Here is a 15,242-nt window from a genome sequence, read left to right as displayed (position 1 = left end):
CTACCCTCCCGGGGCCGAAGAGGCACGGTCGAAGCCGAGGGGTCAGCGGCTAGATCCAGCCACGGCGGTTCGCCTCCAGCCCGACCTGGAACCGGGTCTGCACGCCCAGTCGGGCCATGAGTCGCTGCACGTGACGCTGCACCGTGCGCTCACTCCACTGCATCGACCGTCCGACGGCGGCGTCGGTGAGCCCGGCGGCCAGCAGCGTCAGCAGTTCTGCCTCGTCGTCGGAGAGCGCGTCGTCGGGGACGACGGGGGTGCCCTTCATCGCCTGGCGGACGGGGACCGAGCTCTCCCACACCGACTCGAACAGGGCGGCGAGCGCCTCGAGCAGCGGTGAGGGATGGATCAGGTAGGACGCGGTCACCGCATCGTCACCGGTGCGCAGCAGCGGGATGATCGCCATCCGGTCGTCGGCGATCGCGAGCTTCACCGGCACATGCAGTGAGATCCGCGCCTGCTCCCCCTGCTTCATCCCCATGGTCACGTCGTCGAGCCACCCCGGCAGCACGATCGCCTGCTTGTCATAGACGACGCGATACTGCACACCGCGGGCCAGCAGATCCAGCTCGACCGGGTTGCTCTCCCGGCGACCCTGCGGCGCGGAGTAGGGCGGCGCGTCGAAGCCGCGCACCTGCACCCGGGCGCTGCGCTGCATCTGCTCCCAGCGCTGCCCGAGCTCCTGCCGTCCGACGATGACCTCGATCAGGTCGGTTGGATAGTTGAACCGGGTGCCCGCGCGATAGCTCTCCATCAGCGAGTGGACCTGCTGGCGCACGGAGCGGATCCCGTCCTCGCGGTCCCGCAGCAGCGTCTCGATGGCGGTGTCGGGTGGCGCCGCCAGATAACGGACCGGCCGGCCACCGCCGCGGGTGGCCAGCCCCAGGTCCACCAGCCGGCGCAACGCGCGCCGCGTGGTCTCCGGCGACTCCCGGGCATCCTCCGCGAGCTCGGCGGTGTCGGCCTGCGCTCTGCGGACCAAGGCGTCATAGACCGACTCCTCGGCGGTGGACAGTCCGATCGGCTCCAACATGGTGGCCTCCTCGGGGCTCGTTGGGCGTGTCACTTTCCCGACACCTGCCAGGAACTCGCCAGCCGATTCTATTGACCCTGCCCGGAGTGGCTGCGAGTGTTCCCAGGAGGTTGGCGGGCAGCATGCCCGAACACCCACCCCATGAGCGTGGCGCCCCCACGGCGCTGAGCCACGCATGTTCACACCCCCGGAAGTCAGGTTTGTGATGTCCAGCAGGAGTCCGTTGTCCGTCCGAGGTCTCGCCACGTTCTGGGCGCTGATCGCCCTCGTCGCGAGCCTCCTCGTCACCGCACCGACGGCGATGGCCGCGCCACCGCCCGACCCCGATGCCCCGACGACCGAGCCCAAGATCGAGGCCGCCGTGATGCAGGCCCTCGACGAGGACGGGACCACGGGCTACTGGGTGCGGCTGGGCGAGGCACCGGACACCAGCGCAGCCCGGGACATGGCCGACTGGGAGGAGCGCGGCACCTACGTCTACGAGACCCTGCGGGACCACGCTGAGCGGAGCCAGCGGCCGCTGCGCGACATCCTTGACGAGCGTGGCGTCGACCACGAGGCGCACTGGTTGGTCAACGCCATCTTCGTCAGCGACGGCAGCGCCGACCTGGCGACCGACCTGGCGGACCTGCCCGCCGTCGAGTCGATCATCGCGCCCACGAGCTACACCGAGCCCGACCCGGTCACGCGGGAGGCCGACGCCGAGGCTGCCGCGCGGCAGATCGAGTGGGGCGTGGCCAACATCAACGCCGATGACGTCTGGGACCAGTTCGGCGTGACCGGCGAGGGCATCACCGTCGCCAGCATCGACACCGGCGTCGACTACGCGCACCCCGCGCTGACGGAGCACTACCGCGGCTACCAGTCCGACGGCACCGTCGACCACGACTACAACTGGTATGACGCCACCGGCTACTGCGGCGACACCCCCTGCGACCGGGAGGGCCACGGCACCCACACGATGGGCAGCATGGTCGGCGCCGACGGCGAGGACCACATCGGGGTCGCCCCCGGCGCCACCTGGATCGCCGCCAACGGCTGCTGCCCCAGCGACTCGGCCCTGATCGGCTCGGCCGAGTGGATGCTCGCCCCGACCAAGGCCAACGGCCAGGACCCCGACCCCGCCAAGCGACCGCACATCATCAACAACTCCTGGGGCAGTGAGCTGCCCTCCAACGACCCGTTCATGCCAGAGATCCAGCAGGCCTGGATGGACGCCGGCATCTTTGCGGTCTGGTCCAACGGCAACTCCGGGCCGGACTGCGAGACCAGCGGGAGCCCGGGCAGCCGCACCCTGAGCTACTCGGTCGGCGCACACGACGTCGACAACCTGATCGGTGAGTTCTCCTCCCGCGGGCCGGGCCAGGACGGCAGCATCAAGCCCGACATCAGCGCCCCCGGCGTCGAGGTGCGCTCCTCCTTCCCCGGCGGCGGCTACGCCATCGGCTCCGGCACCTCGATGGCCGCCCCGCACGTCTCCGGCGCCATCGCCCTGCTGTGGGCCGGCGCCCCGGCCCTGGTCGGCGACATCGAGGCCACCCGCGCGCTGCTGGACGGCACGGCGATCGACACCGCCGACGACCAGTGCGGCGGCACCCCGGAGAACAACAACGTCTACGGCGAGGGCCGCCTGGACGCCCTGGCCCTGCTCGAGGCCAGCCCCGTCGGTGGCACGCTCACCGGCACGGTGACCGACTCGGCCGGTGACCCCCTCGAGGGCGCGGCGCTCCGCGTCACCCAGGACGACCAGGTGCGCACCGCCACGACCGACACCGCCGGCGCCTTCTCCATGGTGCTGGCCGAGGGGCAGTGGGAGGTCAGCGCGTCCGCGTTCGGCTACTCCCCCGAGTCCACGACCGTGACGCTGGTCAGCGAGGAGACCACCACGACCAGCCTGTCCCTGGAGGTCCTGGACACCCACCCGCTGACCGGCACCATCACCGATGCCGAGACCGGCGAGCCGGTCTACGGCGCGACCGTGGAGCTGCCCGGCACACCGCTGGAGCCGGCCCAGACCGACACCAACGGTGCCTACACCTTCGAGGTGCCTACGGGCGACTACGACGTGACCGCGGCCCTGCTCCACTGCACCGAGCCACAGACCACGGCGGTCACCATCGAGGAGGCCACCACGGTGGACTTCGCTCTGGTGCGCACCGCCGACGGTTACGGCTACTCCTGCGCCCTGGAGCCCGCGGCATACGTCGAGGGGGACCAGGCGCTCGGGCTGTCCCCGGACAACCCGACGACCACCATCGACCTCCCGTTCCCGATCACCTACTACGGCCAGACCTACAGCGAGCACGCCTATGTCTCGGTGAACGGCCACGTGAACTTCCTGGAGGAGAACGCTCAGGCCTTCCCGTCCAGGATTCCCTCCGCCTTTGGCGCCAACGCCGCGGTCTACCCGTTCTGGCGTGCGGCCAAGCCGGCCGAGGGCGGCGGGGTGTTCAGCACCGTCATCGGTGAGGCCCCCCACCGCGGCCTGGTCGTGGAGTACCGCAACATGATCGGCAACTACGACGACGCCGCTCCGGTCGACTTCGAGGTGACGTTCTGGGAGGACGACACGATCACCTTCGCCTACCGCAACCTCGACCCCGAGGACCCGATGGAGCTGGGCAGCACCTCCTCGATCGGCATCGAGAGCGCCGACGGCACCCTGGGCCTGCAGTACTCCTTCCGTGAGGAGGCCCTGTCCAACGACGACCAGATCCGGTTCTCCTACCCGGTCAGCGGCTTCGTCGAGGGCACGGTCACCTCGGCGGCCGACGGTCAGCCGATCGAGGGCGCGACCGTGCAGGCCCGCGACAGTGAGGGCGAGGTCCTGCGGACCCAGACCACGCCGGCCGACGGCGCGTATCGCACCGAGCTGCCCGTGGGTGAGTGGGAGCTAGTCACCTCAGCCTTCGGCTTCGTGACCGCGACCCAGGTCGTCACCATCACCGAGGGCAGCAGCGCCACCGAGCCGATCGTCCTGGAGGTCAAGGCGACCCACCCGATCAGCGGCACCGTCACCGCCGGCGGCGAGCCGGTCGACGGCGCCACCGTCCTGGTCGAGGGCGCGCCGCTGCCGGAGGTCACCACGGACGCCGACGGGCACTACACGATCCCCGACGTGCCCGTCGACACCTACACCGTCACCGCGGAGCTGCCGCACTGCACCACCCCGCTCAGCACCGAGGTGACCGTCGAGGGCCCGCTCACCCAGGACTTCGACCTGGAGCAGGTGACCGACGAGTTCGGCTACACCTGCGAGGTGCAGGCCGCGGACTACGTCGAGGTCGACAACCCCGTCGAGCTGAGTGGGGACGACGCGACGACATCTGTCGACCTGCCGTTCCCGGTCACCCTCTACGGCGTGGGCTACTCCCGCGTGCACCTCGGCACCAACGGGGAGATCAGCTTCCTGGGCCCGCGCACCTGGTTCAACAGCGAGCTGCCTTACCAGCTCGCTCCCAACGCGGGCGTCTACCCCTACTGGAGCAACCTGGAGATCCAGGAGCACGGAGGCGTCTTCACCGGAGTCATCGGTGAGGCTCCGAACCGCGGCTTCGTGATCGAGTACCGCAACGTCAACCTCTGGTACGGCGAGGGGACCTTCGACTTCGAGGCGATCATGTGGGAGAACGGCGAGATCACCTTCGCCTACCGCAACCTCGACGGGGAGCCCTACGGCCACGAGGTCGGCATGGGTGCAACGGTCGGGCTGGAGAACGCCGACGGGACGGTGGCCTTCGAGTACTCCCACAGCGAGCGCTCCCTGTCCAACGACCGGCAGATCCACTTCAGCCTGCCCGCCAACGACTCGGTCACCGGCACGGTCACCGACGCCAACGACGGCGAGGGTGTGGCCGACGCGTGGGTGGTCATCACCGACGCGGACGGCACCGAGGTGCGTCGTTCCCGGACCGGCGCCGACGGCAGCTATCGGGCGCTGCTGTTCCCCGGCACCTACACGGTCACGGCCAGCCGGTTCGACTACGGCACCTCGCAGGAGCAGGTCACCGTCGCCGGTGACGGCGGGGTGGTCAGCCTGGACCACGACCTGGTGACGGCCACGCTCACGGCCGACTCGGCATACTCCGATATTGTTGTGGCACAGGAGGGCACGGCAACCCGGGAGCTGACCATCAGCAACAGCGGGAGCGCCGACCTGGAGTGGGAGATCGGCGAGATCGTGGGCGGCGAGCTGTCCACGGAGACCGAGCCGACGAGCACGCCGATGGTGCAGCACCAGCCCGCTGCGCGGAACGAAACCACCCAGGAGTATGCCGAGGGGCACGACTCCCTGGCCCGCACCACCGAGGGGCTCGCCCCGGCGCGGCGCAGTCTGGCCACCGCCCCCGCGGAGGCCACGGGAGAGGTGGTCAGCGAGTGGCCGACGACGGACGTGGCCCTGCCGTACGGCCTGGGCACGACCGCTGAGAGCCTCTGGGTCTCGGACATCCAGCCGGTCGAGAACCGGGAGTTCCTCCTCGACGGGACCCCGACCGGCACCGTGCTCGACGCCGGGTGGGTCGACTCCTGGAACGCTGACCTGACCACTGACGCCCAGGGCAACATGTGCCAGGTCAACGTCGGCGGCGACAACGGGATCTACTGCTGGGACACCGAGACCGGGGAGGTGGCCTACTCCCTGAGCGCGCTGCCCTGGTCGGGTGTCTCCCAGCGGGGCCTGGCCTATGACGCCGCGGAGGACATCTTCTACATCGGCGGGTGGAACGAGGGCGTGGTCTGGGCTGTTGCCGGCACCTCCTTTGAGACACCGGGCGCGACCCTGTCCCACTGCAGCACGGCCGACCGGGCCATCGCCGGCCTCGGTTTCGACCCGCTGAGCCGGACGCTGTGGGTGTCGACCAACTCCGAGACCGACACGATCTATCAGGTCGACCCGACCACGTGTGCGCCGATCTCGGCGATCGCCGGCCCAGGCACCTCGCAGTTTGGCGGTGCCGGTCTCGAGGTCGGCGCGAGCGGTGACCTGTGGGCCGTCGACCAGGTCGACGGCGTGGTGCGCCGGATCGCGACCGGCGGCCCCTCGGTCGGTGACGTGCCGTGGCTGAGCCTGGAGGGGACCACCGGCACGCTGGCGCCGGGTGAGTCAGCGACCGTCGGGTTCACCGTGGACGCTGCCGGTCTGGAGCCGGGCACCTATGAGGCCTCGGTGCTGGTCTCGGGCGATGCAGGACGCGCGTCGCACACCGTGGTGCCGGTCACCCTGACCGTCTCGGACTATCTGCAGTCGGTCAATGTCGGCGGGCAGCAGTTCGTCGACATCCTGGGCGACACGTGGCAGACCGACCAGGAGCATGCTGACGGTTCCTGGGGCCACCTCGGGAAGTCAACCGCCAAGTCCACCAAGCGTGCGATCGAGGGCACCGAGGACGACGCGCTGTTCCAGAACCGCCGGGACGGTGGCTTCAGCTATCAGTTCGACGAGGCCCCTGCCGGCAGCTATGCGGTCGACCTGGGCTTTGCGACCTTCCAACCCAACGACAAGCCCGGCAAGCAGGTCTTCGACGTGCTGGTCAACGGGTCGGTAGTGCTCGACGACCACGACGTGGTGGCCTCGGCCGGCAGCCTGACCGCTGACCTGCAGTCGGTCACGATCGAGCACGAGGGTGGTCCCCTGGTGATCGAGCTGGTCGGTGTCACCGGTCCCCGGCCGATGCTGAACACCCTGCGCGTCGCCCACGTCGACGGCTTCACCGAGTGAGGCGCCGGCGCTCGCAGGAGTGACCACGCAGCAGCGGCCCCGACACGCAGATTCGTGTCGGGGCCGCTGTTTTGCGTGCCAGTGCACACATTCCCGCGGCCGACAGCACTAGGCGACACGTCTGGCCGCTGTATTGCGTGCCAGTGCACACATTTCAGCGGCCACACCGGCGCGCGGTGGTGTCACACGTCGACGCGCGAAGCGTCAGTCCGCCTCGCCGATGTCGACGTGCAAAGCGTCAGTCCGCCTCGGGGGCGTCGCTGTCGGTCTGCTCGCGCAGGAAGTCCTCGAACTGGGCGCCGATCTCGTCGGCGCTGGGCAGCTCACCGACCTCGGCAGCGAGCAGGCTGCGCTTGCGCTGGCCCTCCAGGAACCGGTCGTAGCGCTGCTCCAGGGCGGCGACCACCTCGGCCGCCTCCTCGTTCTCGCTGAGCTCCTTGGCGATCTCGGCCCGGTTGAGCCCGGCGGCGGCAACCAGCTGGTCGCGGGGCAGGTCGGCACCGGTGAAGCCCACCAGGGTGTCGAGCGCAGCGACGGCGGCGTCACCGAAGCGGGCCTCGGCCAGATAGTGCGGCACGTGCACAGCGGCGCCCATCGTCTCCACACCAGCCTCACCGAGGCGCAGGTGCAGCAGGGCCTCGGCGCTGCCGGGCACCTGGACTGTCCCGAAGAGCGGGTCGACGTCACCGATCAGCTCACGGTCGCTGGCGAACCGGGTGACGCCGATGGGGCGGGTGTGCGGGACGGCCATCGGCACGCCCTGCGCGGACACCATGCGCCGCACCCCGAAGCCGAGGCACAGCTGGTGCACGGCCTCCGCGAACGCCTCCCAGTGGAAGTCCGGCTCCAGCCCATCGAGCAGCAGGAACGGCTCGCCGGATCGGTCGATCACGCGGTAGAGGATCAGCGACGGCTCCTCGAAGGTGGAGTAGTTGTCGCGGTCGAAAGTCATCTGGGGGCGCCGGGCGCGGTAGTCGATCAGGCTGTCCATGTCGAAGGACGCCACGACGGTGTGCTCCAGGTGCTCCAGCAGGTGCTCGGTCACCTGGCTGCGCACGTTGCCGGCGTCCATGAACCCCTCCAGCGACACCTGCAACAGGGGGGCGTGCAGCGGCTGCCGCGCGGAGTCAGTCTCCAGGCGGTACAGCGAACTCGGCTCGATCACGAAAGTCCTCCTCAGATCTTCTTTTCGCACAACGCCGCGGGAGCCTGACTGATTCCCCTCCATCCAGTATGCCGTGCCCCGCCTCTCCCCGTCGGTCCACCGGTGACGGCGGCGTGGGTGGCTGCCGGTCGGCGAGTGCCCAGGTGCCGTGGACCACTTCAGTGGCGCGAGGTGATAGGAAAGCAGGTATGAGCACGGAGCCACAGTCGTCTTCCACCATCTTCCACGACCTCGACCAGTACGTTGCGATGCCTCGCCTGGGGGGCCTGGCACTGAGTCCGGACGGGACCCGGCTGGTCACCACGGTGTCCACCATCACCAAGTCGGGGACCGGCTATGCCACAGCGCTCTGGGGCCTGGACCCACGGGGTGAGCGTGCGGCATACCGGATCACGCGCAGCGCGAAGGGTGAGGCAGGTGCCGCGTTCAGCAGCACCGGCACCCTGTACTTCACCTCGGCGCGCCCCGACCCGGAGGCGGACGAGGACACGCCCGAGGCGGCCCTGTGGGAGATCCCGGCCGGAGGTGGCGAGGCCCGCGTGGTCCTCTCCCGGCCCGGCGGGGTCGGCCAGGTGCTGTGCGCCCACGACGCCGACGTGACCGTGGTCGTGGCCGGCCAGCTGCCCGGCGCGACCGACGAGAAGACGCACGCGGCGATCCACAAGGCCCGCAAGGACGGCGGGGTGCAGGCCATCCTGCACGACGGCTACCCGGTCCGGCACTGGGACGCCGACCTGGGGCCGACCGCGCCGCAGCTGTTCGTGGCCGAGCCCGACGCGGAGCAGACACCCAAGCGGCCCACCACGACCGACCACGTCCCCGCGCTGCGGCTGCACTGGGTCAGCGAGGGCGTCGGCGCCAGGATGCGGGACGGCTCCCCCGTCGTCAGCCCCGACGGCACCTTCGCGCTCGTGTCGCTGACCGTGCCCGAGGCCCGCGGTGACCAGCGCAGCCAGCTCGTGCGCATCGACCTGGCCACCGGCGAGCGCACCATCCTGGCCGACGAGCCGGGGCACGAGTTCTATGCGCCGCTGATCAGCCCGGACAACACGCAGGCCGTCGTCGTGGTGGACCGCAAGAGCACGCCGGAGCGGGCGCCGCGGCCGGTCCTGAACCTGCTGGACCTGGCCACCGGCGAGCGGACACCGCTGGCCCCCGACTGGGACCGGTGGGCCAGCCCCGCCGCCTGGCTGCCCGACGGCACCGCCGTGCTGGTGACCGCCGACGACAACGGCCGCTCCCCCGTCTTCTCCATCGAGGTGACCACGGGAGAGGTGCGGCAGGTGACCACGGACGACTCGGCATACAGCGAGGTCGTGGTCTCCCCCGACGGAGCCCACGCCTATGCCGTCCGCTCCAGCTATCTGTTCCCGAACGAGGTCGTGGCGATCGACCTGGCCACCGGTGCCGTCGCCGTGCTGCCCGGCCCGGTCGAGCGGCCGCAGATCCCGGGGCGCCTCGAGGACGTCGAGACCACCGCCGCTGACGGCACCCGCGTGCGCGGCTGGCTGGCGCTGCCCGAGGGCGAGGGTCCGCACCCGTTGCTGCTGTGGATCCACGGCGGGCCGCTCGGGTCCTGGAACGCCTGGACCTGGCGGTGGAACCCGTGGCTGATGACCGCCCAGGGCTATGCGGTGCTGCTGCCGGACCCGGCGCTCTCCACCGGCTACGGGCAGGACTTCATCCAGCGCGGGTGGGGCTCGTGGGGTCAGGCGCCCTATGAGGACCTGATGGCGATCACCGACACCGTCGTGGCGCGCTCGGACATCGACGAGACGCGGACCGCGGCGATGGGTGGGTCGTTCGGTGGCTACATGGCCAACTGGGTTGCCGGACACACGGATCGGTTCAGTGCGATCGTCACGCACGCCTCGCTGTGGGCGCTGGACCAGTTCGGTCCGACCACCGACGCGGCGTTCTTCTGGCAGCGCGAGATGACCCGCGAGATGGGTGAGGCCAACAGCCCGCACCTGTCCGTGGACAAGATCGTCACGCCTGTGCTGGTGATCCACGGCGACAAGGACTATCGCGTCCCGATCGGTGAAGGACTGCGGCTCTGGTACGAACTGCTCGCCCACTCGGGCCTGCCTGCCGGGGAGGACGGCTCGACGGTGCACCGGTTCCTGTACTTCCCCAACGAGAACCACTGGATCCTCACCCCGCAGCACGCGAAGATCTGGTATCAGGTGGTCTCCGGGTTCCTGGCCGAGCACGTGCTCGGGTCGGCTGCTCCGGAGCTGCCGGTCGAGCTGGGACGGTCGGCGCCGACCGAGAAGCAGCTGCAGGCGGCGGCCGCCGCGGACGAGGAGCACGAGGCCACCGGCGACGGCGTGGACGGGGAGTCCGCGCGCCCCTGACCCATTTTTGGGGAGGTTCGGACCGCCTCATGCGCCTTTTGAGGGAGGTTCGGACCGCCTCGAGCGCCTCGCGTTCGAGGCCTCACTGACCCGTGCACGTGTTTGCGCTCAGTCAGTCGGTCGGGTGGTCGGCCGGCCGGGCGATGCCAGCCAACGGCCACGCGGCCAAGCCGGTTAGTCGATCGCTCGGCCAGCCGGCCAAGCGGCCAAGCGGCCAGCCGTCTACCCCGGCGAGGTCAGGTGGCCGGGTCGGGAGTGAGCTCGTCCTCGAGCGGCTCGGGGAGCTCGGAGACTCCCGACTCCTGCCGACCCGCCTCGTCCGATCCCGGCTCCTGCTCACCCGGCTCCTGCTGCGGCAGCCGGTTCGGCATCAGCAGCACCAGCCCGATCACGACCAGGGCGATGATCGCGCCGAAGCCAAAGCCCCACCGCATGCCTTCCACCGTGGCGTCCAGCGGCGCCGTGCCGCCCTCGACGAGCCGGGTCGACCGTGCGGTCATGATGGTGATCACCAAGGCAGTGCCCAACGCACCTGCCACCTGCTGCAAGGTGCCCAGCAGGGAACTGGCGTGAGAGTACAGGCGCCCCGGCACGTCTCCCAACCCCAAGGTGAAGGACGGGGTGAACACACCGGCCAGGCTGATCATCAGCACAATGTGCGCGGCCAGGAGCTGCCAGTAGGGCGTCTGCGCATCAATCAGGGTCAGCGACCCCATGGCGAGCGCGATGCCGATCGAGCCGGGGATGATCAGCAGGCGGCTGCCATACCGGTCGAAGACTCGGCCCACGCGCGGGCCGAGCACACCCATCGCGACGCCACCCGGCATGACCAGCAGCCCGGCCTCCAGGGCGGTGAGCCCGCGGACCTGCTGGAGATAGAGCGGCAGCAGCAGCATCGCGCCGAGCATCGCCATGAAGGACACCGACAGCAGGACCACGGCACGGGTGAAGATGGGTCGCCGGAAGGTGCGCAGGTCCAGCAGCGGGTTGCCCCGGCGCTGCAGCTGCAGCTGACGCAGCACGAACACCAGGATGGCCAGCAGGCTGCCGCCGACGAGCAGCCACGGCTGAGCGCCCAGGCCCTGACCGAACCGGCTCAGACCGAACACCAGGCCACCGAAGCCGAGCGCGGCGATGACGACGCTGAACCAGTCGATGCCGATCTGCTGCGGCTCACCCACGTTGGGCAGCTTCCGCAGGGCGGCAATGGTGACAACCACAGCGATCGGCAACACGGTGAAGAACATGAGCCGCCAGGATCCGAGCCCCAGCAGCAGGCCGGACACGGCCGGCCCCATCGCCGGAGCCACGGACATCACGAGCGTGACGTTGCCCATGACGCGACCACGGTCGCGCTCCGGGACGACGGTCATCAGGGTCGTCATCAGCAGCGGCATCATCACCGCGGTGCCGGAGGCCTGGATGATCCGGGCGGCCAGCAGCACCGGATAGCTCGGCGCGACCGCTGCCAGCGTGGTGCCGATGATGAAGACGATCATGGCGGTCGCGAACGCGGTCCGCGTGGTGACCCGCTGCAGGAACCATCCGGTCACCGGGATGACCGAGGCCATCGTCAGCAGGAACGCCGTGGACAACCACTGCGCCGCAGCCTCATCGATCTGCAGACCCTCCATGAGCTGGGGGATCGCGTTCATCATGATGGTCTCGTTGAGGATCACCACGAACGCCGCAGCAACCAGCCAGAGCACGACGGCAGGGGTGCGCCCGGGTGTGGCGGTCACGTTCGCGGCCGCTACCGGCGTGCGCAGAGACATAGAGATTCCTCCGTCATGGATGGGTGGGTGTGACTCACGGCGATGGAGACTCCCGTGCGGGGTCAGACTCATCGGCGAGATGACTCGTCAATCGTGCGCGCCGGACCACCTCGGGCACAACCTAATTTCCTCCCGCCCCATTCCCGTATGCCGTGCGCCTCACCTTGCGTAGGCCGCGCGCCTCACCTTCCGTATGCCGCGCGCCTCACCTTCCGCACGCCGCGCGCCTCACCTCGGCACGTGAACGGGAACTACCCACGACCTGGCGAGATCGTGGGTAGTTTCCGGACAGGTGCCGGACGTCGAGTGCGCTTCCGGAGGTCAGCGGACGTCGTAGTGCGGAGGCTGCCGCGTCGAGGTGTCGTAGACCTGACCGGGGATGAAATCTCCGGTGCGCTCCCAGTCCAGGAAGTCGTCGGTCGCGTTGATGATCGTCACCGCGAGCCAGCCGACCACGAGGGCGTCATCACCGAGGCCGGCGAGGAAGAGCATCGCCTCGGGCATCAGGTCGATCGGGCTGACGACGTAGCCGACTGCGGCCAGCATCATCAGCAGCTGTGACCCGTCGACGCCGCTGTACTTCTTGGTCAGGATCGCCCTGGCCATCCGCGGCAGCGCAGCCATGCGCTCCCCCAGACCCGGAGACCCGGGACGGCTGGCGGACCGGATCGCGGAGGCGACACCCATCAGGGCGCCCCAGCGTAGAGGTCGGCGGGCGGCGTGTGCCATGGTCGGCTCCGTTCGTGCGGGGCGCGGAGTGCGCCACTGGTGCTCGAAGAGTTCCAACGAGCGAGGCTGCCTCAGGATTCCCACCATAGGGTGAGGGCCATGGACGAGCACAGCAGCAGAGGGGTCCTGGTCACCGGGGCATCACGGGGCGTCGGCGCGGCAACGGCCCGCCAGTTCGCCGAGCGCGGCGACCGGGTGGTCGTGCACTACCGCGGTGCCGAGGACCGTGCCCGCGAGGTGCTCGAGGCGCTCCCCGGCACCGGCCACACCCTGCTGCGGGCCGACCTCACCTCTCCCGAGGAGACGCAGACGCTTGCTGCTCAGGCGGCCGAGGCCCTGGGCCGCATCGACGTGCTGGTCAACAACGCTGCCCTGTTCCTGGACCCCGAGCCAGGTGGCAGCCGCCGCGGGGACCACCGCATCACCGACACCGACTACGACAGTTGGGTGCGGGCCTGGCGGACCACGCTCGAGACCAACCTGATGGGTCCGGCCAACCTCACCTTCTGCGTGGCCCGGCACATGCGGGAGGTGTCGCCGGCCGAAACCCATCCCACGGGGCGCATCGTCAACGTCGGCTCCCGTGGGGCCTTCCGCGGCGAGCCGGACGTCCCCGCCTACGGCGCGAGCAAGGCCGGTCTGCACGCCTTCGGCCAGTCGATGGCGGTCGCGCTGGCGCCGCACGGCATCGGCGTGGTGTCCCTCGCGCCCGGCTTCATCGCCACCGACATGGCAGCCAGCGTGCTCGAAGGTCCCTCGGGCGACACGGTCCGTGCCCAGAGCCCGTTCGGGCGCGTGGCCACCCCGGAGGAGGTCGCGGCGGCGATCTGTGCCCTGGCCGAGCCCGGCGCCGAATGGGTCTCCGGAGCCGTCGTCGACTTCAACGGAGCCAGTCACCTGCGCTGACCGGCAACCGATCGCAGGGCCCAGCCGGTTAACTGGTCAGAGGCAAGGAGGCCCGCATGCGTGAGCCGGACGGATTCCGGGAGTTCGTGGTCGGACGGTCACCGTCCCTGCTGCGCACCGCCTGGATGCTGACCGGCGACGCCGCGTCCGCCGAGGACCTCCTGCAGACCGCCCTCGCCCGCACTTGGCCGCACTGGTCGCGGGTGAGCCAGGGCCACCCCGAGGCCTACGTGCGCCAGGTCATGGTGCGCACCAACGCCAGCTGGCGGGCCCGGTTCTGGACCCGCGAGAAGGCGACGGATCTCACCTCGGCGAGTGTCGGCATACAGACGCAGGCGTATGCCGACACGGACCCGAGCGGGCCCGTCACCGATCGGCTGCTGCTGGCTGAAGCGTTGGGACAGTTGCCGATCCGGCAGCGGCAGGCCGTGGTGCTGCGCTACTTCGATGATCTCTCCGTGCAGGTGGTGGCCGAGATCATGGGCTGCTCCGCGGGCACCGTGAAGAGCCAGACCGCCAAGGGGTTGGCCCGGCTGCGCGAGGTCATCGGTCACGACATGCTCGTCGAGGAGGAACGGTGATGGACACCGAACGGATCATCAGCCGGCTCCAGGAGCTGCCCCCGGACCTCCCCGAGCCCGGCGACCGGTTCGAGCAGATCGCCGGTCGCGTCCGGCGCCGGCGGCGGCAGCAGACGACGGTGGCGGCCGTCGCCGGGGTGGCGGTGCTCGCGCTCGCGGTGCCAGTGGCCAACCAGCTGCTGCCGGAGTCGGCCGTCGGACCGGCAGGAGGTGTGACGGGCGGCGTCATGGAGACCAGCAGCCCGACGGGCGCGGACGGTGCAGAGCCAAGGATGCTGCCCGGCGGGACAGAGGTGACCCACCTCAGCGAACCGCTCACAGCCACTCACACCGGCACCGCGACGGTGCAGCTCGGGGAGCGGCCTGATGAGGCGACCGGTGTCGCGGTCTGGCTGGACTGTCTGAGCGCCGGGGACTTCACCTATCCCGACGGCAACGGGATGATCTGCACCGCGGAGGACGCCGACGCGGCAGAGCCTGTCTCCGATGAGGACTTTGCCGTCAACGCCTGGGTCATCCACCTGGCCAGGGGCCAGGAGCAGATCGAGATCACGGCCACCGAGGGGGCAACCTGGCGCCTCACCGCCGCCTATGCCAGCACCGAGATGACCGAGTGGGGAGTCAACGCCAAGGGCGAGACCTACGGCATGGAGAATGCCGACGGCTCCCCCGATCTCATCGGCGTCGTGGCCACGAACGGGCGCGAGGGCTACGCCTATGTGTCCGACATGAACGCCGCGTACGGGCCGGAACCGACTTCCCCCGAGCATGCTCTGGAGATGCAGGAGGAGCGGCGGGGCAAGACAGTCAGCGTGCCTGTCTATGAGTCCGACGGCGAGACGGTGGTCGGGGAGTTCGTCATCGGCAGCTCTCAAGGAGGCGATGTCTCCGCCGCGACGTCCACGGCCACCAGCACGATGAGCCCCTGACGTCGGGCGGGCGGCAGGGATGGAGCAACTTCCCAGGGGCCGTGCCTA

General features: G+C 70.0%; 9 protein-coding genes. 5 read left to right on the top strand and 4 right to left on the bottom strand.

Annotated features, from left to right (window positions below):
• Positions 1 to 49: 49 nt before the first annotated feature.
• Positions 50 to 1,033: a helix-turn-helix domain-containing protein gene (locus DPQ65_RS13285; RefSeq protein WP_162802223.1), complete on the bottom strand. Its 984-nt coding sequence runs from the start codon at positions 1,031 to 1,033 to the stop codon at positions 50 to 52.
• Between the two features lie 205 nt (positions 1,034 to 1,238).
• On the opposite strand from DPQ65_RS13285, the gene DPQ65_RS13280 reads away from it, so the two are divergent.
• Entirely contained in the window at positions 1,239 to 6,752 is a 5,514-nt protein-coding gene (locus DPQ65_RS13280; RefSeq protein ID WP_162802222.1) for a carboxypeptidase regulatory-like domain-containing protein, read from the top strand.
• Between the two features lie 238 nt (positions 6,753 to 6,990).
• Here DPQ65_RS13280 and DPQ65_RS13275 read toward each other — a convergent pair whose 3' ends face one another.
• Complete coding sequence (locus DPQ65_RS13275) at positions 6,991 to 7,917, bottom strand: PAC2 family protein (protein ID WP_114907837.1); 927 nt, start codon at positions 7,915 to 7,917, stop codon at positions 6,991 to 6,993.
• Between the two features lie 188 nt (positions 7,918 to 8,105).
• Between DPQ65_RS13275 and DPQ65_RS13270 the strand changes: the two genes are divergently transcribed.
• Positions 8,106 to 10,274, top strand: a complete 2,169-nt coding sequence (locus tag DPQ65_RS13270) for a S9 family peptidase (protein ID WP_114907836.1) — start codon at positions 8,106 to 8,108, stop codon at positions 10,272 to 10,274.
• 236 nt (positions 10,275 to 10,510) lie between these two features.
• Here the strand turns inward: DPQ65_RS13270 and DPQ65_RS13265 are convergent, their stop codons facing one another.
• Together DPQ65_RS13265 and DPQ65_RS13260 are read right to left on the bottom strand one after the other, a co-directional pair.
• Positions 10,511 to 12,049, bottom strand: a complete 1,539-nt coding sequence (locus DPQ65_RS13265; RefSeq protein WP_114907835.1) for an MDR family MFS transporter — start codon at positions 12,047 to 12,049, stop codon at positions 10,511 to 10,513.
• Between the two features lie 321 nt (positions 12,050 to 12,370).
• A complete protein-coding gene (locus tag DPQ65_RS13260) occupies positions 12,371 to 12,778 on the bottom strand; it encodes a YkvA family protein (RefSeq protein ID WP_202863137.1) in 408 nt (135 codons plus the stop codon).
• A 99-nt stretch (positions 12,779 to 12,877) separates the two neighbouring features.
• Between DPQ65_RS13260 and DPQ65_RS13255 the strand changes: the two genes are divergently transcribed.
• The 3 genes from DPQ65_RS13255 to DPQ65_RS13245 are packed head-to-tail and all read left to right on the top strand — an operon-like array spanning position 12,878 to position 15,194.
• The gene (locus DPQ65_RS13255) at positions 12,878 to 13,684 is read left to right on the top strand and encodes an SDR family NAD(P)-dependent oxidoreductase (RefSeq protein ID WP_114907834.1); all 807 of its coding nucleotides are present in this window, start codon (positions 12,878 to 12,880) and stop codon (positions 13,682 to 13,684) included.
• Between the two features lie 56 nt (positions 13,685 to 13,740).
• Entirely contained in the window at positions 13,741 to 14,265 is a 525-nt protein-coding gene (locus DPQ65_RS13250) for a SigE family RNA polymerase sigma factor (RefSeq protein ID WP_114907833.1), read from the top strand.
• Positions 14,265 to 15,194 carry a hypothetical protein gene (locus tag DPQ65_RS13245; protein ID WP_114907832.1) on the top strand — a complete coding sequence of 310 codons (930 nt, stop codon included), beginning with the start codon at positions 14,265 to 14,267 and terminating at the stop codon, positions 15,192 to 15,194. Before DPQ65_RS13250 ends, DPQ65_RS13245 begins: the two co-directional genes overlap by 1 nt.
• Positions 15,195 to 15,242: the final 48 nt, after the last annotated feature.

Origin of the sequence: Ornithinimicrobium murale (assembly GCF_003352835.1) — a bacterium.
GTDB classification, from domain to species: domain Bacteria; phylum Actinomycetota; class Actinomycetes; order Actinomycetales; family Dermatophilaceae; genus Ornithinicoccus; species Ornithinicoccus muralis.
This window is presented reverse-complemented; position numbering and strand designations above follow the sequence as displayed.